Origin of the sequence: Bacteroides mediterraneensis, from assembly GCF_016900355.1 — a bacterium.
Classification (GTDB): domain Bacteria; phylum Bacteroidota; class Bacteroidia; order Bacteroidales; family Bacteroidaceae; genus Phocaeicola.
The window spans coordinates 153,651-174,067 of sequence record NZ_JACJKA010000001.1; the positions used below are offsets into that span (position 1 = coordinate 153,651).

Here is a 20,417-nt window from a genome sequence, read left to right on the forward strand (position 1 = left end):
AAACCAATAAATAAGACAGATAATCTTTTAAATTATGAATGCAGCAAAAGTGCTGGAAGATCTGAAAAGAAGATTTCCCAATGAACCTGAGTATCATCAGGCAGTAGAAGAAGTGTTAGGAACCATCGAAGAGGAATACAACAAGCATCCTGAATTCGATAAAGTCAACTTGATAGAACGTTTGTGTATTCCCGACCGCGTATATCAATTCCGCGTCACCTGGATGGACGACAAAGGTAACATCCGCACCAACATGGGTTACCGCGTGCAGCACAACAACGCCATCGGCCCGTATAAAGGCGGTATCCGTTTCCATAGTTCCGTCAACTTAGGAATCCTGAAGTTCCTGGCTTTTGAACAGACCTTCAAGAACTCATTGACCACTCTGCCGATGGGTGGCGGTAAAGGCGGTTCCGATTTCTCTCCGCGCGGCAAGTCCAACGCCGAAGTGATGCGTTTCTGCCAAGCCTTCATGTTGGAATTGTGGCGTCACATCGGTCCTGAAACCGACGTTCCAGCCGGTGATATCGGTGTAGGAGGTCGCGAAGTAGGCTATATGTTCGGTATGTACAAGAAACTGACCCGCGAATTCAGTGGCGTATTGACTGGTAAAGGCCGTGAATTCGGCGGTTCACTCATCCGTCCCGAAGCTACCGGTTATGGTAACATCTACTTCCTGCTTGAAATGCTGAAAACCCGTAACATTGACATCAAGGGCAAGACCTGTCTGGTATCCGGTGCCGGCAACGTAGCACAGTACACCGTAGAAAAACTGATTCAGTTAGGTGCCAAAGTAGTCACCATGTCCGACTCCGACGGTTACATTTATGACCCGGACGGCATCGACCGTGAGAAACTGGACTACATCATGGAACTGAAGAACCTCTACCGCGGACGTATCCGTGAATATGCAGAGAAATACGGTTGCAAATACGTGGAAGGTGCTCGTCCCTGGCACGAAAAAGCCGACATCGCCCTTCCTTCTGCCACTCAGAACGAAATCAACGGCGACGATGCGAAGGCTTTGATTGCCAACGGCGTATTTGCCGTATCCGAAGGAGCTAACATGCCTTCTACTCCGGAAGCCATCCGCGTGTTCCAGGAAGCTAAGATTCTCTACGCTCCAGGTAAGGCTGCCAATGCAGGTGGTGTATCTGTATCCGGTCTGGAAATGACACAGAACTCCATCAAGCTGAGCTGGACTCAGGAAGAAGTGGACGAAAAGCTGAAGAGCATCATGAAGAACATCCACGAAGCCTGCGTGAAATACGGTACGGAACCCGACGGTTACATTAACTACGTGAAGGGTGCCAACGTAGCCGGATTCATGAAAGTGGCCAATGCCATGATGGCTCAGGGTATTGTATAACGCTTGATTTTAAAATTACAATAAAACCGGGTGAGAGCTTGAATATTTCAAGGTTTCACCCGGTTTTTCTATATTATTGCGTAGACTGGTTGTTATTCCACCGTCAACGACTGTGTAGCCCAATTATAAGTCACGGTGTACACCGTATTCTGTGCTACCGTTTCTCCATCCTCCGTTCCCCAGCTACCTGATTGCACCTGAGATTCATTATCCGAGTTGGTAATCGATAACTGATAACTGAAAGAAGTTTCTTCCGCGTAAGAGAAATAAGCTGTTTCTCCATTTTGCAACGTCACAGACCGGCTCCCATAGGTCACGGTAAAAGTATAACGTTGCAACCAGTTACCCGTCACCGCTGACATATCCAGACAGACTGCAAAGGTAATCATGGGCACCTGCACCTTCAAGGGCGTTGTAGCCCCTTCTGTCACCACAAAAGACACGTCTTTATAATAAACTGGCTCACCCATGGTTTCATTGTCCCAAGTAGACTTCTCTCCATAGTTTGCACTGTACACTTTCAGCATATAATCGGTAGCAGGATCCAGTTCAATTTTGTTTTGCATTTCTTCCGGAGTCAAAGTACGCACCAATTCTCCTCCTTTATACAAATCCACAGTCAAACTTTCATCTACTGCACGCGAAACGACTTCCGTCACCACTTGCGACTGCAATTCAATCCCTTCTACAGACAAATAACCTTTTCCTGAAGGAATCTCATTTTCCTGCTGACAGCTTGCCAGCAGGAAAATTCCCAATAAAATATATACTATATTCTTTTTCATCGTTCTTCTTTATTTGTCGTAAATCAAAGAGATATCATCAATAGTTAATACACTACCTACATAAGCAGGACTAAATGTCTTAGTTTCTCCATTCACATAAAAGGTCTGTGTGATTTCCCGATAAGGCATATTAGATCCAGAATTTACAGTAGAACTAAATATCACATAAATATATTTACATTTTGCATAAGACACTCCCTCCACATAATTCAAAGGTAAGGTTGTTTCTGTCCAATCATTCTTTATTTCAGAAGAAGTATAATCATTTTGAATAATCACATTTCTATTCTCATCCAACAACTCCACATGAACTTTCCATGTATCAGAATTGTATGGTACATATTTATACCAAAATTTCAACGCAGTAGGACGATTATAGAACGAAGCATCTTTTATGCGCTCATACGTATCTTTACTCCCATCAGTATCTCCAAAGAAGCCACTAGTTCCCATTGTAACCTTTGCCGTTCCGGTGAATAACTCACCTGCTACTTTATTAAAATTATAAAAAGTACTAACCATATTTCCACGTCCATTAACCGTACTTCTAAGCTCTGCTGCTAAACCATTACGCCCTGGCACATAAGAAACTGCATGAAATCCATTGTAATTATATATATTAACATTGCTATTATTTCTATGACGTGTTGTAAAATCATTACAGGTATCCCAAAAATGATCTTCATCATTTTGCCAAGGATTAAAAGAATAATAGGTTTCATCACTAAACAAACCATCTTTTACATAATTATCTTCTTTCCATTCTTCCATTCCCGAATTCGGCAATTGCACCGGTGTTTCCAGCGTAGCTTCCGCCTCAGCAGAAGCAATCACTCCACGATACAACGCACGCACTTTATAGACCTTGTTCGAAATGTCTTCTGCACGCTGTGCAAACTGCTGAATGCGTCCCTTGACATTCTCACGGGTAGTACAATCAATCCAGTTCGCCCCGTCATAATACTGGTAAACCAGATTCGCTTTTATTGCTTCCGGATCTCCGGAAGTTACATTAACTTCATCTATGGTGAACTCTCTTGACCAGCAATTTCTTTCATCTACAGCAATACTGAATTCCGGTTTCTTGCACTTCAAAGTGTACACACTGTTGACCGCTTGGTCTTCACTCGCCCAGCGATTATTGGCTTCCACATCCACCGTAATGGTAGAAGCAACCGTATTTCCAGCGTCTGTCATCAACTGAGGAATCAAAGAAGTAAAATCAAGGCTTCCTGTTGTCGCACCGATTTCCGGCAAGGTGATACCCAAAGATGCTACAGCTGCCGAATCGTCTGGATTTGACAACAAATATTCCTTGTCCGCTTCCAATTCTGCAAATATTGTATCTGTAGAATTGAATTTCAGCTTGATATCCTGCAAGGGAGAAGACAACTTCAAATTAATGACGGCCGATTTCTTCTTCTCCGTTTCCGCAAAAGAAAGTTCATTGTTCACGAAATCTGCCGATTCCAACTTAGGCTTTGGCAAGAATTCCAAAGGCAACGTTTCGGTGACAGATACTTTAGATACCTCCACCTTTTCCACAGAAATGCCGACACCCGATGAAATTGTATCCGTACCCAGCGTAATTTTCACATGTGTTCTCGCAGGGATATTGGTAAATGGTTTCCAATCAGGCTTTTCCGGATTAACAGGTTCCGCTATATTATACGATACTTCTTTCCCTGTCCCTGCCAAATGTCCATGGAAAACCAATTGTACAGAAGAGCCTGCCTGAAAATAGGCACTCTGTATCCCTGTTGAATCAATCTCGACAGATTGGTCGCCTACAGAATCAATCTCGACAGATTGGTCGCCTACAGAAACCGTCACCGAATAGTCTTCATAGGCTTTTTTCAAACTTTCTTCATTATAGTTTACCGAAAGCAATGCATTAGCCACCGCACACGAAATAGTGGCCGAAGTCATCTGCCCGGTCACCACTTGCTGATTCTCCAACGTACCCACATAATAAGGAGCATCCAATGCAATGACCGGATTGTCTCCATAAGTGGCCGTCAGATTGTATGTACCTTCTTTCACCAAGACCGATTCCGCACATTTTCCAGAATAAGCCACTTTATTTGTAGACGCATCTACCACACGCAAGCGAAACATAGATGCTACTGGCTTCTCCAATTCAGTAGGAGCCGTACGCGAATAGGCTTGATTTCCTTCGTCTGTCAAAGTAATCTGGAAACCTGTCTGAGCAGAGGAGCGAAAATCGTCTTCCTGCTGACAGCCTCCCAGCCACATTCCACACAATAATAACAAAAGGCTACTAAACCATTTCATATTTTTATCTCTTCCTTTATTCATAACTCAATTCAAATTCATCTACCCACAATGTGCTACCGTCACCTACCTGACCAATAACCTTTTTACCGTTTGCATCAAACTCCCCTCCATATTTGCTGGAAGTAGCCACAATTGTAATCTTGGCAGGCTTAGAGATTGTATCCGTATAGTTAATGTCAAACTCAAATTTCTGGTATTCCGTTACCGTCTCACTGCCCGTAAATTCTCCATAAGCAATTTCCTGATCGGCAGAATTCCACAGCCGCAAGTAAATTTGACATTGGTCATTCTTCAAATTTCCCGGAACCGTCCCATTGTAAGTGATAGGCATGGATTTGTACTTGTAATATCCGCTTAACTTCGTGGGACGTGCCCCCGAGTACGGACGTCCAAAAGAAGGACTTGATTCGGGTGTTCCCATATTCGTCTTATAAGTACCTATAAAAAGATTACCCGCAGCTGCTCCTACCAAAAGAATATCACCATAGGTATATAATTTGGCAGAAGTTCCACGATACGCATCACTGCCTGTCACAGGTACCGTACTCGATTCCTTATAAATGGTCACTCCTTCGTTTCCGGTCGCCCAATAGGCCTGTGCATCATCCAAATTGTTGGCCACCGGATTTGGATACCAGGTTTTTCCATCCTGCGTCCACGTATCAAAATTCATATTCGGAATTGTCACGATAGTTTCGGTCAGGAAAGAGAAAGTTTCACCGCTGTTTCCATCCGCCAGCGCACGCACCTCATAATTGGTACCATTGGTCAATCCGGTCAGCGTGGCCGAATACGACCGTGTTCCGGTGGTTGTTATGGAAGCCGCGTCCAACGCAGTCCATTCCTCTTCTCCCTGTACACGATACTCTACCGATAAGGTAGTACCCGCACGGAAACTGCCGCTTATATAAGCTTTCGTAGCCCATGCATTCACGCTTTCCACCGAAGCAGGTACGGAAGACTTCTGCACATCCACCGTCCAGTCACAAATGTATCGTCCATTCCGATACGCCTGAAACACACGGGGACGAGTAAAGTCCGTGATGGTATCGGGCGAAGGAATCAATTTGGTTTTCGAGCCTTCCAGGTTCAGTTTATTGATTTTAATATTCCGGTAATCCGCATCCTCCGTCACATAGATAATGGCCACATGGGTATTCAAGTCCAGCAAAGGAGCCGTACCCGACTGGTTCTCCACTTCTATCGTACGTTCAATGTTCTGTTTTACCGTAATCTTCCACCAATAATCCTGATAGGTTTTCAGCAAGACATCCACCGGATTAGTAAAGTCGACCGCCGTATTGGCATTGGCCGGCAATTCATCCAAGGAAGAAAAGCTGAAATCAGGAAAACCGGAAGGCCTGATACAGGCCGTTGAATCCGGATAAATCAAAGCTTCTGCATTAGCCACCAATTTTGTAATCGGCAAACTGTCTATAAAAGCATCTTCACCAATGGTCAGTTCAATGGTGCGTGCCTGATTATTGAACACGGCTTCTCCCTGCATCCCTTCCACTTGGATTTCCTGAATCACTCCTTCAATATATGGATAAGGGATGTCATTCTCAATACAAGAAGACAAGTTCAGTAACAAGAGAGAAATAAAACTATATTTCAAGGCTTTTACAAGCATAATCTGTCAATTTAAAAATAGGAACAAATACCGATGTTTATCGAAAATATATTAATCTTAAAGTCCGCTGAACTTTGACGGTACGAACCACGTTCTACCTGATTGGTTACCTGTTCCGCCCACTTGAATTTCAGTCCCACCACATTAATGGACACTTCCACCGCCATGTTGTTGGTCACAAAAGCCGTCAAGCCCGGAGCTGCACCAATCTGCAAACTGTGTGTGGTCTGATAAGTACCAGTCGCTTTCTGATCGACTCCATCCAACGTCTTTCCTTCACCATAACCATAAGTCAGGCGCAGTTCATTGAAGAAACCGAAAACCTTGCTGTTTCCCAGTCCCATATACGTCCGCAAGAAACCGGAAGCCGTATATTCATGTTCCAGATATTTGTAATCACTGATGTCGAACGACAAATCGTCTCCCAAATCGAGATTGATATTTCCTATATCCGCATACGTACGATTATAGTTCAGACGAAGACCAGCTGCCATGTTATCCCGGAAGAAATAGCCCGCATACGGACTCACTTTAAAGGTATAGCCTTCACCGTTAATGTCGTTCAAGATTAAAAACTTATAGTTATCTCCCGTCAACTCCATATAGGAAAAAGTCACCCCTCCCATCCAGGAACCTTTCGGCACAAAAAGAGAAGGCTTTATATTACGGTCATAACTTTTTCGTGCGTACACCGAAGTGACGCACAAAAAAGTTAAAAATAGAATCAAATATTTCTTCATGCAAAATATTAATAGTATGACAATTCAAAATCATCTACCCAGAGGGTACTGCCAATCGCCAGCTGACCAACCACACTCATCCCATCAAAATATCCACCGTAACGACTTGAAGTCGCCACGATAGTTATTTTATCCGGCCGCTTATTGGTGACTGTGTATTCAACTGGAATCTCAAAACGGGTATATTCAGAAACTGTTTTGTTAGTGATAAAATGCCCTTCACCAATCGTCACATCTCCTGACCATAACTGAATATATATATCACATTCATCCGCAGTCAAAGTACGGTCAGCAGGCACACTTCCACTAGACATCGTAGCTCCTGGCTGATACTTAAAGTATCCAGACAATTTCGTTGGACGAGCCCCTGCATAAGGTTTACCAAATGTTACACTTGATGCAGGATCTGAAACATTGGTTTTATAACTCCCAATAAAAAGATTTCCTGCAGCTTTTACTTTGACAATTAACACCTTAACTTCTACAGTTTCCAACCGAGCTGCCAATCCTGTGTGAGAATCTGAAACTCCCGTACTATTTGAACTACCCCCCATGGTAACTCCTTCATTACCTGTGGCCCAATAACTGTTTGAGGCATCTGTATTCGGATACCAATTTTTACCCTTCTGCGACCAATCTTCAAACCCTAAATTAGGTATTGCTTCAAAAGATTCCGTAGTAAAGCTATAAGTCTCACCCGTCTTATCTCCACACAAGATATGATATTCATACTCCGTACCGAAATCCAGCGGAGATACTTTAGCGGAATACTCATTTCCTTCTCCATGAGTAGCTTCCACTGTCTTCCATTCAGAATCAGCCTTCTTCTTATAAGCGAACTGTACAGGTGAAGTGGCATCCTGCAAATCACAGGTTCCAGACAGATAAGCAAACTGTCCCCATACTTTAGATACATCATTTGAAATATCAGTAGTAGCAATTCCTGTCGTTACTGTAGTTTCATCTTGTGTAGAAGGCACTTTCACCAATACCTCATATTGATGAATAGTCTGATCAACTGTAATGTCAAATGAAGCGTTTCCTTCTGTAATATCCAAGTTTACTTTATAATAATAGGCAGCTTCTGCCTTTTCGGTAATCTGTTGCGTGAAAGACTTGCCATTACCGAAACCCACTTTTACCGTCAAAGGCTGGCCTGCCTTTACATAAGCGGCACGTGCTTCATCTTTTACGAAAGGAATACTCAAATCTGTACCTTCAATTGAACATGAATAAGTACTAAAAGTTGACTTGAAACTTTCAGAACAATTGATTGAAACCATTGCCTGTGCCAACTTGCATGTAATGTTAACTGCTTTTGCCTGATTGGCTTCAATGGCCACCTCTTTCTCTCCTTCGTAATAAGGAGCTGCCTCAAAGCCCTGTGCTTCCTTATCCTTATCTGCTGAATATGCTTTGATAGTATAAGTGGCTACCGGCAACAATACATCGTTCAATTCTGTCCAATCGTCGGCATGTTTTACCACTGCGGCTGAAGCATCCAATATATCTACGGCAATCGCTTCCGAACTAGTCACATCGGCACGTGTCGTCACATTCTTATTGACGTCCACAGAAGACAACTGGAGATAACCATATCCCTCGCCTTCTTCTATTTCTGACTGACAAGAAGAAACCAATCCTGTCCCCAGAAACAATCCAATCATTATATTTGTTAATTTCATAGTTTTCTTCTCTCCTTATTTTGGATTGACCACCACTGTAATATCGCCGTCTTTAGTATTTACTCCATCAGAAACCGACAAATTAAATGTACTATTTCCTGATTCTACGACTGGAGGAATCAAGACCAATAACCCTCCCAACTTAAAAGTGAAATCTGTACGTGTTCCTGCATGCAACTCCGAATATTCTTCCTCCGTAACAAGTCCTAATCCTACTATTTTTGACTTGAGCTCATCATCCATATTACAGATATCAAATGTTTCTGGTAATTCCACCATTCCTAAAAGTCCGGCGATTTCTCCTGAAATAGTCACATTCAAGTTTTTAATCCCATTGGGCGCCGTAATATGCACATCCTGTAAGCCTTCAATCTCAGTATCTCCATATGTGCAAGTATAAGTAGCGGGCAATCCTTCAAATGTAATTGAAGCCTCCGGTTGTTCCGGTTCTCCCGTACCTCCTTCTCCTCCAGCATCCGGCACATCCGGTCCGTCATAAATAATATTTTCTACCGGAATTTCAATGGTTTCTCCCTTTTCTGTAAAGGTCAAATCCACCGTCAAACCAATAGAAAGATAAGAATCCGTAGCACCTTCTTCTGTCAGATTAATAATAAAGGAGTCTCCTCCGGCCAATTCAGAATTACCTTCTGCATCAGCAGGCTTCTTTACTGTGGCATTCAATGTAATTTCAGTGCCTTCCTTAGTAGTAGCCTTTACTGAAACCGTCAAATGATCCTGCTGAGCGGGAGTCTTGAAATAATATTTTTTACCCAAGTTATCTTTACTAAATACCTGAGTAGCTCCCTCTCCATTATCCACTGTAATGGCATAATCATCCTTAAAAGCGTCTGTAAAAGAAGTGGTTACCCCAAGCTCCATTTCCACACAGGCCAGTTTACAAGACAAACTTACCGCTGTAGAAACACCTTTTTTCACAGAAAAAGTCTGTTCACCTTTGAAGAAAGGACGTTCAGAAACCGTCACGTTTTCTCCTTCATAATTATAAGCTTCTACCGTATAATCACCCTCTCCCAAAGGAATCAAAATCTTTCCATCCTGATTTTTCAATTCACTGACCGTACCTTTGGCCACTTCTTCCTGGGTAGACGTATTCGTCACTACCAACGTATAATTATCCGTATTTATATCTTCATCAGCAAAACTACCCGTCGTAGTTCCATTATCTACAGTCGCATCCGCACGGCTGATTTCCACGCCATTATAAACAGAAGACAAATCCAGCTCCAACACACCGTCGTTGGGGCCAGCCTGACCTTTCCCTAAAATTTCATCACGCATCTCGCAAGATGAAAGGCCGATTACCAGTGCCAAAAAGCCAATTAAACTCTTATATTTTTTCATATTTTTCATCTTTTAATTTGAACTAGGAATATATTCCCCCGGAATATTTACTGTTACATCTTCTTCGGTCACCCCATTATCCACCGTCACAGTCAAGCCGAATTTACCTCCCGGTACATCGGTTCCCTTCGGTTTGATGGTCAAGGTATAAGCATAGCAAGGCTTCAAATCAATTTCTTTCGTAGATTCAAAGCCGTCTACTGTGACAGGATTTCCCTCTTTATCTGTCAAAGCAAATGTCAACGTACATTTCGTACCTTCATCACCTGTTTTCAAATATAGTTCCTTCCCCACATCCGACTTGTTCATGGTCCACGCATTGTCCATATACGAAGTTTTGATTGACACTGTACAATCTTGGAAATAATCTTCGAATGTATCCGTATCATCATTACCTTTATATACTACGGACATTTTTGCATTGGCAGGCTTGCAAGTGATAGAAATCGTTTTCTTGTCTCCCTGAGCCACCGAGAAAGTCTGACTGCCTTTCACATAAAGCTGATCATACCCTGCGGCTACATCTTCCCCATAATAAGCCGTCACTGTATAAGGTACTCCAAAATCAACTTTCTGTTCCACTTCCAAGTCCTTGTAAAGCTTGTCCGTGTACACAGCTTCTTCACCTTTATACAAGGATACCTTATAATTGTCTGTATTCTGATAGGCACTTTGGTCTATCGCACGACTGTGATAAGACAGTTCAGACGACAAATCAATCATCACACTGCCTGTTTCTGAAAAACCCTCTTGTTCTTTTTCACTGCGGCAGCTTCCAAGGAAAGCCAGCGACACCAGCAACAAAGAAACCTTTAAATAACCTTTTATCTTCATTTGTACATTGTATTTTTCAGTGTGCAAAATAACACCAATTTCCCAACCCTCACAAGGTCTTTTTTTTTTATTTTTGGCTGATTTTTCATAATCAATCTTCCGTAAAGCCCCCTTTTACCTGATAATTAACACAAAACCCCTTTCTACAAGACATCCAAATGGTCTATTTTTAAAATACCATAGATAACGGAAGTTATATCCTACCAAAAAATTTATACCTTTGCAAAAACAATACCAAACAGACAATCACGAATCCAAATGAACGTAAAGTACATCTTATCCGGATTCCTGCTAAGCGTGTCCGTCAGTTCCTGCATACAGGACGAAGCGCTCAATGTGGAAGCAGCCATAGACGGCTGCACCGGAACCAATATCCAGTCGGCCACCATCGACCATTTAAGAAAGGAAGTGGAAGTCTATGTACTCGACGGAACTGACATTTCCCAACAAGAACTGATTTTCACGCTTCCCGAGGGAGCCACCATCCAAGCGGAAGAGACGGAAACCAACGACCGGCCTCCTCTCTATGATTTCAGCCAAAAAGTCCTCCGGCATTTTGTAGTAACTTCCGAAGACGGAGCCACAAAAACTCCATACATCGTACGGGTGAACAAACTGGCGTTGCCCACCAGTTTCTCTTTTGAAGAGTTGAAAGAAACCACCCCTTACAATGTTTTTTATCTCACCAATGCGACCGGCATCATGCAGTGGGCCAGCGGAAATCCCGGATACGAACTGAGCGGTATGGCTTTGAACGAAACACAATACCCTACCGTGCAATATCCTGTGGGTTACGCGGGAAAATGTGTCAAACTGACCACGCTCAGCACCGGAAGCTTCGGAAAGCCTCTTGGTATGCCGATTGCGGCCGGAAATATCTTCATCGGTTCGTTCGATACCCAAAACGCCGTACTGGCACCCTTGCAAGCCACTCACATGGGATTCCCGTTCACCAAACGACCCACCCGGATGACTGGCTGGTTCAAATATAAGGCAGGAGAAACCTTTACCGACAAAGCAGGCAATGTGGTGACTGGCAAGAAGGATAGAGGCGATATTTATGCGGTACTCTATGAGGCTCCCACCAGCGACTTTACCCTGGACGGCAACCTTTTTCCGGACGGAACGGGCATAGACGAACACATCGTGCTGTTAGCACGCATCCCGGAACAGGAAATGACGGAAACCGACGAATGGAAAAAATTTGACCTGGAATTTACTCCCCAGAATGGAAAAACCGTCAACGCCGACGACTTGAAAAACGGAAAATACAAACTGGCCGTCGTGTTCTCTTCCAGTGTCATGGGCGCCTACTTCCAAGGAGCCGTGGGGAGTGAATTGTACATTGATGAAGTGGAAATTATTTGTGAGAACTAAAATAGAGTAAGATGAAAAAATATGTAACGCCCATATTAGCATTGTTTTTAGGAGGCTTCGCCCTGGCAGGTCACGCACAGTATTCTTCCTCACACAAAGGACTGTTATGGCTGGCTTCCCACGGGCTGGACTATGAAATAAAGGCCGGTATAAATATAGGTGGAACTTCTCCACTGCCACTTCCCCAGGAAATCAGAAGCCTGGACAGTTATTCGCCCGGACTGGCCATCACCCTGGAAGGAAATGCCACCAAATGGCTGGATGCAAAACAAAAGTGGGGCCTCAGCGTGGGACTACGCCTCGACAAAAAAGACATGGATACCAAAGCCACCGTCAAGAACTATGGCATGGAAATTTTCAGTGAGACCGGAGGAAAAATAAAGGGACTCTGGACAGGAGGAGTAAAAACAACCGTGAAAATGTCGTACCTCACCGTTCCGGTATTGGCGAACTACCGGATCAGCAACCGCTGGAAAGTGATGGCCGGACCGTATTTCTCGTACATGCTGAACGGAGAATTTTCCGGCAATGTCTACGAAGGACACCTCCGTACACCTGATGCCAGCGGAAGCCGCGTGAATTTTGAAGGAGAAAACAAGGCTGCCTACGACTTCTCAGACAACCTCCGCCATTTCCAGTGGGGCGTGCAGGTGGGCGGAGAATGGAAGGCCTACAAGCACTTGAACGTCCATGCCGACCTGACCTGGGGATTGAACGATATTTTCCAAAAAGACTTTACCACGGTCTCCTTTGCCATGTATCCCATTTACCTGAACTTGGGATTCGGCTATGAATTCTGAGACCTGCATACGAAAAAAAAGGGCTGAGGTTCGAAATGCCTCAGCCCTTTTTTTATGTATTTCAGGAAAGTCCTGAAAAAGGTTTCATCTTATTCCTGTTTCGTACCTGAATAAGTTACTTTCACAGTCTGGTTCATTGTTCCTCCCAATACTGCATCGATATCCAAGTCCAGTGTCAAGGTTCCATTGCTGAAAGAACCAGTAGCAGCTATGTCGGCAGTCAGCATCTGATTATCAAGATTAGTGGTTCCTGTAAAGTTATATTTGTCGCCATTGGCAGTCAACGCACAATCCTTCAGTTCAATGTTTCCAAGTGGGATATTCTGGAACGTAAAATTGGTGATAGACAGATTAATGGAATTGTCGCCAGCTTTTGTCACGGTGATGGTTTGAGGATCAATTGTTCCAGCCGGAACATCCATTCCACCCATAGAGATAACTACATCTAATTTCCCGGAATACTCGCCTACCACTTCGTTTGCAGCCGAAACGGCAGCATCATCATCATTACTACAAGAAGTAAACAAACCTACCATGCACAACATGGCCAACACGTAATAAAATAAACTCTTTTTCATTGCTTAATTATGTTTTTAATTACGGTCGCAAAGGAAACCAATCTGCTTTATTCCTGCAAGGTCAATTTATTCTATTTTTAGCCTATTTTTCAAATACAGAATAAATCAGATAAAAAAAATGGCGTTATAACAGTTTTAAGAATATTTAATTTCAACAGGTATGGTCAATATTTAAGAATATAAAAAAATCAATTCTAATATTAAATTCAGAAAACTATGTTTTCTATTTGCCTCTGCACTCGGCTTTCGCTATCTTTTAAGAAGATTGGATGCGCCTCGGCATAGTCAAATTAGAAAACTGCGTTTTCTATTTGCCTCTGCACTCGGCTTTCGCTATCTTTGCAAAAATTTGAATACCATGGAAAAGGAACTTCCCAAAATCGACCTGCCGGAAGAATGGCTCATCGGCACCGGCATCAGTAAGGAACTGCTGGGACTCTATACCAATTATCCCGTGCGCCTGAAATGTGAAATCTTCGTACTTTGCATGTCCGGAGAAGTGGAAGCCTCGGTCAACCTGAATAAAATAAAGGTGGAAGCCAACGACTTCATCACGCTTACCCCCGGAAGCATCTTTCAGATAAACGACATCAAAGGAGACCTGAACATCTACTTCGGTGGATTCTCGTCCGAATACATGGAACACAACCTCCAGTCGCATTCTTTCCTCGACACCATGTACCTTACCTTAGGACGCCCCGTCATCCGTCTGAAACCGGAAGGGGCCAAAATGATGGAGGAATACATGCAGCTGCTCATCAAGATGTATGAGTTCCTGCCCGAGAAAATCAGGCCGGAAATCGCCACCAACCTGTATGCCGATATACATAAAGGTATATCCATGCTCTACCGGAACAAGACCGACGAAGTACATAACCTGTCGAAAAGCGAACTGATCTGCCGCAACTTTGCCCAGCTGGTCATGCAGCACTACAACCAGACGCGCAACGTGGCCTGGTATGCCGAGAAGCTACAAATCACGCATGCCCACCTCTGTACCACCGTGAAACAGATTACGGGGAAAACCTGCGTGGACATCATCTCTTCGATGGTCATCATGGATGCCAAGTCGCAGCTGAAGTCATCGCAGCTTTCCATTCAGAACATTTCCGACTCCCTGAACTTTGCCAACGTGTCGTTCTTCGGAAAATATTTCAAACGATACGTGGGAATGAGTCCACTGGAATACCGGAACAACGGATAAAAAATCAAAACGCTTCCAGACGCTTTCTGAGGCCATTTTGAGGTCCTCAGAAAAACGCCGAAGCGTTCGTCAGAAAACGCACTTGCGTTTGAAGTAAAACGCCTTTACGTTTTGATCAAAACGCACTTACGTTTTAAGTGAAACGCACTTGCGTTTTAACCCAAACGTACTTGCGTTTTTTATACCCCCCTGAAAAGCCATGAAAAAAACGTATATTTCACTCCTTTTTTGCCTGGTCAGCCTCTTGCTGAAAGCTGCCTCCAGTGTGCGGCTCACCCCCATTCCGTCTCTTCCACAACTGCCGGTAAGTGCCATACACCGCATTTTCCAGGACAGCGAGGGAATAATGTGGTATGGCACGGTCAACGGGCTGTGCCGCGACGACGGCTACCAAGTGGATGTCATCCGCTCCGACATCCATACACCGGGACTACTGCGCAACAACCTGGTGCAGTCCATTTCGGAAGATGCCAAAGGCCGGATCTGGTTCGGTACGGATGCCGGTGCCTACATACTGGACAAGACCGACCGACAGGTCACTCCCCTGGACCCGGAAAGATTGCAAGGAAGTGCGGTCTACAGCATCCGGAAAACCTCGGACGGATGTATGTGGCTGGCCACCGACAACAGACTGATACGATATGACGCATCGGGCAGACACCAGAAAACCTATTCGTTGTACGACCCGGAAGGAAAACCTTCGTGGATGGCCGGGTTCTGCGAAAGCCGGCAAAAGGAAATCCTGATTAACTTAGGCCGGGAAGGCATCTACCGCTACGACCGGAAACGGGATACCTTTATACATTATGCCGATCCTCCTGCCGAACGGAACCTGACTTACTTCATCCAGGACTGCACACACAATTACTTTTGGATAGGGACCAGCGGCAACGGCGTGCTGCTTTTCAATCCGTCGGCTCCAAAAGATTCCCTCTACACTTACTCCCCCCTCCCCGTCAATTCCATGGGAGAAAAGGAGGGCAACATCCTGTATCTGGCACAAGACAATAATGACGGCACCCTTTGGATGACCACCCGCAGTTCGCTGATTGCCATGCGCTACGATGAAAAGAAACGTCAGTTAGTACAGACCGGTTTCCGCCTGCCGGCCGAATACGGCAGTATGCTGAATGAAATCTATAAAGACAAGAACGGGGCCCTGTGGGTGTCTTCTTTCGACGGCAAGAGTTTCATCGTGCATTTTGCCGAAGATGTGCCGGAAGAGTATCCGCTCCCCGCCTTAGCACAGCGTGTCAAGTCTCAACCCGCCATCATGGCTCTGAGTGATGCCGGCGAAGGCAAGCTGTGGATTTCACAGGAACGTACTGGACTCGGGCTGTATGACCTGCAATACGACCGTGTGTCACTTTACCCCGATTTTCCGTCACTCACCGGTCTTTCTTTAGGAACCATCAAACAGATGTCGGAGGCCCGCAGGGAAGGAAACGTATGGGTGATTCCCGAAGGAGAAAATCTTATCTATGAGTTCAGACGGGAAGGCATGCAGATTGTCCACGTACGTACCCTGTCACTGCCTTCTCCAAAGCCCGACGAATATTTCACCCAAACCTACGAAGACGAACACGGCACGCTATGGGCAGGCACGAACCACGGACTGTATACCTTCAACCTGCAAAAGAGACAGTGGCATACTCTCTGCGACACATTGGGACAGGTGAGCTGCATCAAGGAAGACAAACGCGGCAACCTGTGGATAGGGACCACCGACAAAGGACTTTACCGACAAAGCAAGACTGACAATTGTCAAAGAATCGTCCCCTCCCTCCCCATCACCTGCCTGAGCCTGCAAGAAGACACCTGCGTCTGGATAGGTACCCAGGAAGGTGGCGTATATGCCCTGCATGTAAAGACCAGACACCTCACTGACCACACCTGGCTTTGTGGACTGACTGGAAACACGGTGAACCAGTTGGAATACGACGTGTACGGACATCTGTGGATTGACACCAACCAGAAACTGATAGAATACAATCCGAAAAATCACTCGTTTTCTACCTATCTGACGACTGACAATTCCCTGCTGCTCCATCGTTTCATCCCTACCGCCCTCTGCAAGGGACACGACGGACGGATTTACTTAGGAGGTATCCCGGGCATCTGTGCCGTCACTCCTTCCGCCCGGCTCGACCAGCCAAGTCCCGAAACGCCTACCTTCCTGACCGGTATCAACGTCATGGGCCAACCAAGAAACTGGAAAGGGCACCTGACTCTCCAGCCCGATGAATACAGTCTGGAAATTCATTTCTCATCGCTCGACTACCTGAATGCAAGGAAAATACGTTATGCCTATCGCATGGACGGACTCGACAAGGAATGGAACTACACTGCCGAAGGACAGCCCGTGGCCGTCTACAAACACCTTCCCAAAGGAAACTACGTGTTCGAAGTGAAAGCGACAGACGGCTACGGCGTATGGAGTGATAAAATCACCCGAATCCATATCAAACGTCTGCCAGCCTTCTACCAAACCGGATGGGCCATGGCGTTTTACTTGCTCCTCATAGTGGGTGGAATTTATGCCGGTATCCGCTTCTACCTTCGAAGAATGAAACAGGAAAACGAGGAACTGTATGCCGACAGCACGGAACTGATGAAAATGCGCTCGTACCTGAACGGCAACCGGCAGGATGTCCATCCGGAAGTGCAGATTTCCGACCGGGAGTTTGCAAACCTCGACAAGATGCTGCTCGACAACATTCTGAAAGCCGTGGAAGACAATCTGAGCGAACCGGATTTCGACGTGCAGCACCTGGCCGAAAAAGCCAACATGTCGCGCTCCACCCTGACCCGCAAGCTGAAGGCCATCACCGGACTGACCCCGTTGGAATACATCCGCCGCGTCAAGATGCAGCATGCCTGCCGGATGCTGAAAGACAGCCATACCACCGTGAACGAAGTGGCCCTGGCCCTCGGCTATTACAACCGGAAATATTTCACCGCCTGCTTCAAGGAAGAGTACGGTCTCACGCCCAGCGAATACCAGAAGAAACAGGAACAAGAGGGTATATCTGAATCAAAAGAGGGGTAAAAATGCGTCAAAACGCCTTTTGAAGCATTTTATGCCGCTCTTTGGCACATTCTTTTCTCCGCCTCGCCAAAGAATCTTTTTACATTTGGTGACGTCAACCTTAGTGGTAAACTCCGAAAAACAAATTGACAACATGAGAAAAGAAATTCTGTTTCTGGCCGCACTGGCCTCTTGTATGTCCTCTTTTGCGCAGCATTTTGAAAGAACTGCCCAAGGGGGAAAATTCCAGACCGCACAACCTGTATTGAACGGGGAAGTGATTTTCTACTCTCCTTCCATTGTGCGCATCGTGAAATATCCTTCGGCTGAGATGCCCGAGAAAAAAAGTTTCCCGGTCATCAAGACTCCGGAGAAAGTGGAAATAGCTTACACCCAGAACGGGAACACGGTGTGCATGACCGCCGGAAAGATGAAGGTGACCTTGGATGTGGCCACCGGAAAAGTGACTTACACCGATGAAAAAGGAAAAACCTTATTAAATGAAAAAGTAGAAGGCACCAACTTCATCCCCCGGAAAGATGTCAACCGCGAGGCGTATACCGTGAGCCAGGCCTTCAGCCTTGCACCCGATGAAGCCATCTACGGACTGGGACAACGCCAGAGTGGGGCCATGAACCACCGCAACCAGCAGATTCACCTGTCAAACGGCAACACCAATATCTGTATCCCCTATTTCACTTCCGAAAAGGGATATGGCGTGTACTGGGACAATCCGGGTATCTCCGATTTCAGCGACACGCCCTACGAAACCTCATTCTCTTCACAGGTAGGCCTTTGCTCCGACTATTATTTCCTTTATAAAGACGGTACGCAGGACGGCGTGATTGCCTGTATCCGCGACCTGACGGGAAAGGCCACCATGTTCCCGCTCTGGACCATGGGCTACTGGCAGTGCCGCGAACGCTACAAGAGCCCCGACGAACTCTGCGGCGTGCTCGACAAGTACCGCAAGCTCGAAATCCCTCTCGACGGTATCGTACAGGACTGGCAGTACTGGGGATGTGATTCCAACTGGAACGCCATGAAATTCATGAACCCGCGCTACATCAACAAGATGGACGATCCGGCTGCCCTGCGCTACCTGCCGAACGACGAAGACAAGAACGCCCGCTATCCGAAACCCCGCTTCAAGAGCCCGGAAGAGATGGTGGAATACGTACACAAGAATAATGCCCACCTCATGATTTCCGTATGGGCCAGCTTCGGACCGTGGACCGACCAGTACAAGGAACTCGACAAGATGGGGGCCTTGCTAAAATTCGAAACCTGGCCGCCCAAATCAGGTGCTCATCCGTACGACCCGTTCAACAAGGACGCACGCGACCTCTACTGGCGTTACCTCAGCCATTTGCATCAGATGGGCATCGATGCCTGGTGGACCGACTCTACGGAACCCGACCACCTGAACCCCAAGGAAAGCGACTTCGACCTGCAAACGGCCGACGGCTCCTTCCGTTCCGTACACAATGCCTTCCCGTTGTCTCACAACCGGGGTATCTATGAACACCAGCGTGCCGTATCGGATGCCAAACGTGTGTTCCAGATGACCCGTTCGGGCTACCTGGGCCAGCAGCACTACGGTGCCCTGAGCTGGAGCGGCGACGTGGTATCAAGCTGGGACGTACTCCGCCAGCAGATTCCGGCCGGACTGAATTTCACGCTGTGCGGCATCCCGTTCTGGAATACAGACTTAGGAGGTTTCTTCGGCTGGGAATACAACAACGACTGTACCAATGTGGCTTATCAGGAACTGCATGCCCGCTGGTTCCAGTGGGGCTGTTTCATGCCACTGATGCGCAACCACTGCTCTTCACCGATGCTGAACGAAATTGACCTCTTCGGCAAGGAAGGCGACTGGGCCTACGATGCACAGAAGCGGGCCATCGAACTCCGCTACCGCCTCTTACCTTATATATATAGTCTGAACGGTGCAGTGGTACAGGAAGACGGCTGCATGATGCGTCCGTTAGTAATGGACTTCGCTACCGACCGCAAGGCCATCCTGCTGGACAATGAATACCTCTTCGGCAAGCAGATTTTGGTACGTCCGGTCACTGAACCGCTGTACACCAAAAAGGTAGAAGGCAACAAGGGCGTGACCACCGTGCCCGACGTGGCCAAGGCTTCCGCACCGGTGAAAGTATACTTGCCGAAAGGCACGAAATGGATTGATTTCTGGACCAACGAAACCGTGGAAGGCGGACAAGACATCCAGCGGGAATGCCCGGTAGACATCCTGCCGCTCTACATCAAGGCCGGAAGCATCCTGCCCTTAGGTCCGAAGGTACAATATTCTTCTGAAAAGAAATGGGACAACCTGGACATTTGTGTCTACCCGGGTGCCGATGGCGAATTCACCCTCTACGAAGACGAGTTCGACAACTACAACTACGAAAAGGGAGCATTCTCTACCATCCGTTTCCACTGGAACGATGCCACCCGCACGCTGACCATCGACAACCGTCAGGGAGAATTCCCGCATATGCTGAAAAAGCGAAACTTCCGCATCACCCTGATGCAACCGGGCAAACCGTCGGCTGAAACCGTCACGGTGAAACCCGACCAGAAAGTGACTTATACAGGTAAAAAGATTTCTATAAAACTGTAAGACACATTTTAAGAGAAGGTGCGGCTTGAGGAGTCCCGCACCTTCTTTTAAGAACGCCATCCAAACTAATACGAAACACATGACACTCCTCC

The 20,417-nt window shown here is 46.0% G+C and carries 14 protein-coding genes; 6 read left to right on the top strand and 8 right to left on the bottom strand.

Annotation, left to right across the window (positions count from 1 at the left end):
- The first annotated feature begins 34 nt into the window (after positions 1-34).
- Entirely contained in the window at positions 35-1,369 is a 1,335-nt protein-coding gene (locus H6A28_RS00625) for an NADP-specific glutamate dehydrogenase (RefSeq protein ID WP_204475147.1), read from the top strand.
- A gap of 92 nt (positions 1,370-1,461) precedes the next feature.
- Here the strand turns inward: H6A28_RS00625 and H6A28_RS00630 are convergent, their stop codons facing one another.
- From H6A28_RS00630 to H6A28_RS00660, 7 genes are read right to left on the bottom strand one after another with little or no spacing between them, the layout of a single operon-like run.
- Entirely contained in the window at positions 1,462-2,154 is a 693-nt protein-coding gene (locus tag H6A28_RS00630; RefSeq protein ID WP_204478556.1) for a DUF4493 domain-containing protein, read from the bottom strand.
- 9 nt (positions 2,155-2,163) lie between these two features.
- Positions 2,164-4,473, bottom strand: coding sequence for a DUF4493 domain-containing protein (locus H6A28_RS00635; RefSeq protein WP_204478557.1), 2,310 nt, complete (start codon positions 4,471-4,473; stop codon positions 2,164-2,166).
- Positions 4,466-6,085: a PCMD domain-containing protein gene (locus H6A28_RS00640; RefSeq protein ID WP_204478558.1), complete on the bottom strand. Its 1,620-nt coding sequence runs from the start codon at positions 6,083-6,085 to the stop codon at positions 4,466-4,468. Before H6A28_RS00640 ends, H6A28_RS00635 begins: the two co-directional genes overlap by 8 nt.
- 11 nt (positions 6,086-6,096) lie before the next feature.
- The gene (locus H6A28_RS00645) at positions 6,097-6,825 is read right to left on the bottom strand and encodes a hypothetical protein (RefSeq protein WP_204478559.1); all 729 of its coding nucleotides are present in this window, start codon (positions 6,823-6,825) and stop codon (positions 6,097-6,099) included.
- An 8-nt stretch (positions 6,826-6,833) separates the two neighbouring features.
- The gene (locus tag H6A28_RS00650; RefSeq protein ID WP_204478560.1) at positions 6,834-8,510 is read right to left on the bottom strand and encodes a DUF4493 domain-containing protein; all 1,677 of its coding nucleotides are present in this window, start codon (positions 8,508-8,510) and stop codon (positions 6,834-6,836) included.
- Between the two features lie 15 nt (positions 8,511-8,525).
- Positions 8,526-9,875: a DUF4493 domain-containing protein gene (locus H6A28_RS00655; protein ID WP_204478561.1), complete on the bottom strand. Its 1,350-nt coding sequence runs from the start codon at positions 9,873-9,875 to the stop codon at positions 8,526-8,528.
- A 12-nt stretch (positions 9,876-9,887) separates the two neighbouring features.
- Entirely contained in the window at positions 9,888-10,709 is an 822-nt protein-coding gene (locus tag H6A28_RS00660; protein WP_204478562.1) for a DUF4493 domain-containing protein, read from the bottom strand.
- Between the two features lie 258 nt (positions 10,710-10,967).
- Here H6A28_RS00660 and H6A28_RS00665 point away from each other — a divergent pair, with 258 nt between their 5' ends.
- Positions 10,968-12,086 carry a PCMD domain-containing protein gene (locus H6A28_RS00665; protein WP_204478563.1) on the top strand — a complete coding sequence of 373 codons (1,119 nt, stop codon included), beginning with the start codon at positions 10,968-10,970 and terminating at the stop codon, positions 12,084-12,086.
- An 11-nt stretch (positions 12,087-12,097) separates the two neighbouring features.
- Positions 12,098-12,886, top strand: a complete 789-nt coding sequence (locus H6A28_RS00670) for a porin family protein (protein ID WP_204478564.1) — start codon at positions 12,098-12,100, stop codon at positions 12,884-12,886.
- An 89-nt stretch (positions 12,887-12,975) separates the two neighbouring features.
- Here the strand turns inward: H6A28_RS00670 and H6A28_RS00675 are convergent, their stop codons facing one another.
- Entirely contained in the window at positions 12,976-13,464 is a 489-nt protein-coding gene (locus tag H6A28_RS00675; protein WP_204475135.1) for a calycin-like domain-containing protein, read from the bottom strand.
- Between the two features lie 358 nt (positions 13,465-13,822).
- On the opposite strand from H6A28_RS00675, the gene H6A28_RS00680 reads away from it, so the two are divergent.
- The 3 genes from H6A28_RS00680 to H6A28_RS00690 all read left to right on the top strand — a co-directional run bounded on the left by H6A28_RS00680 (position 13,823) and on the right by H6A28_RS00690 (position 20,325).
- Positions 13,823-14,668 carry a helix-turn-helix domain-containing protein gene (locus H6A28_RS00680; protein WP_204475133.1) on the top strand — a complete coding sequence of 282 codons (846 nt, stop codon included), beginning with the start codon at positions 13,823-13,825 and terminating at the stop codon, positions 14,666-14,668.
- A gap of 199 nt (positions 14,669-14,867) precedes the next feature.
- Positions 14,868-17,717, top strand: coding sequence for an AraC family transcriptional regulator (locus tag H6A28_RS00685; RefSeq protein WP_204478565.1), 2,850 nt, complete (start codon positions 14,868-14,870; stop codon positions 17,715-17,717).
- Between the two features lie 133 nt (positions 17,718-17,850).
- Positions 17,851-20,325, top strand: coding sequence for a TIM-barrel domain-containing protein (locus tag H6A28_RS00690; protein ID WP_204478566.1), 2,475 nt, complete (start codon positions 17,851-17,853; stop codon positions 20,323-20,325).
- Positions 20,326-20,417: the final 92 nt, after the last annotated feature.

Excerpts from the sequence above, each read along its gene's own strand:
- H6A28_RS00625 (WP_204475147.1), top strand. The coding sequence starts at position 35 with ATGAATGCAGCAAAAGTGCTGGAAGATCTGAAAAGAAGATTTCCCAAT.
- H6A28_RS00630 (WP_204478556.1), bottom strand. The coding sequence starts at position 2,154 with ATGAAAAAGAATATAGTATATATTTTATTGGGAATTTTCCTGCTGGCA.
- H6A28_RS00635 (WP_204478557.1), bottom strand. The coding sequence starts at position 4,473 with ATGAATAAAGGAAGAGATAAAAATATGAAATGGTTTAGTAGCCTTTTG.
- H6A28_RS00640 (WP_204478558.1), bottom strand. The coding sequence starts at position 6,085 with ATGCTTGTAAAAGCCTTGAAATATAGTTTTATTTCTCTCTTGTTACTG.
- H6A28_RS00645 (WP_204478559.1), bottom strand. The coding sequence starts at position 6,825 with ATGAAGAAATATTTGATTCTATTTTTAACTTTTTTGTGCGTCACTTCG.
- H6A28_RS00650 (WP_204478560.1), bottom strand. The coding sequence starts at position 8,510 with ATGAAATTAACAAATATAATGATTGGATTGTTTCTGGGGACAGGATTG.
- H6A28_RS00655 (WP_204478561.1), bottom strand. The coding sequence starts at position 9,875 with ATGAAAAAATATAAGAGTTTAATTGGCTTTTTGGCACTGGTAATCGGC.
- H6A28_RS00660 (WP_204478562.1), bottom strand. The coding sequence starts at position 10,709 with ATGAAGATAAAAGGTTATTTAAAGGTTTCTTTGTTGCTGGTGTCGCTG.
- H6A28_RS00665 (WP_204478563.1), top strand. The coding sequence starts at position 10,968 with ATGAACGTAAAGTACATCTTATCCGGATTCCTGCTAAGCGTGTCCGTC.
- H6A28_RS00670 (WP_204478564.1), top strand. The coding sequence starts at position 12,098 with ATGAAAAAATATGTAACGCCCATATTAGCATTGTTTTTAGGAGGCTTC.
- H6A28_RS00675 (WP_204475135.1), bottom strand. The coding sequence starts at position 13,464 with ATGAAAAAGAGTTTATTTTATTACGTGTTGGCCATGTTGTGCATGGTA.
- H6A28_RS00680 (WP_204475133.1), top strand. The coding sequence starts at position 13,823 with ATGGAAAAGGAACTTCCCAAAATCGACCTGCCGGAAGAATGGCTCATC.
- H6A28_RS00685 (WP_204478565.1), top strand. The coding sequence starts at position 14,868 with ATGAAAAAAACGTATATTTCACTCCTTTTTTGCCTGGTCAGCCTCTTG.
- H6A28_RS00690 (WP_204478566.1), top strand. The coding sequence starts at position 17,851 with ATGAGAAAAGAAATTCTGTTTCTGGCCGCACTGGCCTCTTGTATGTCC.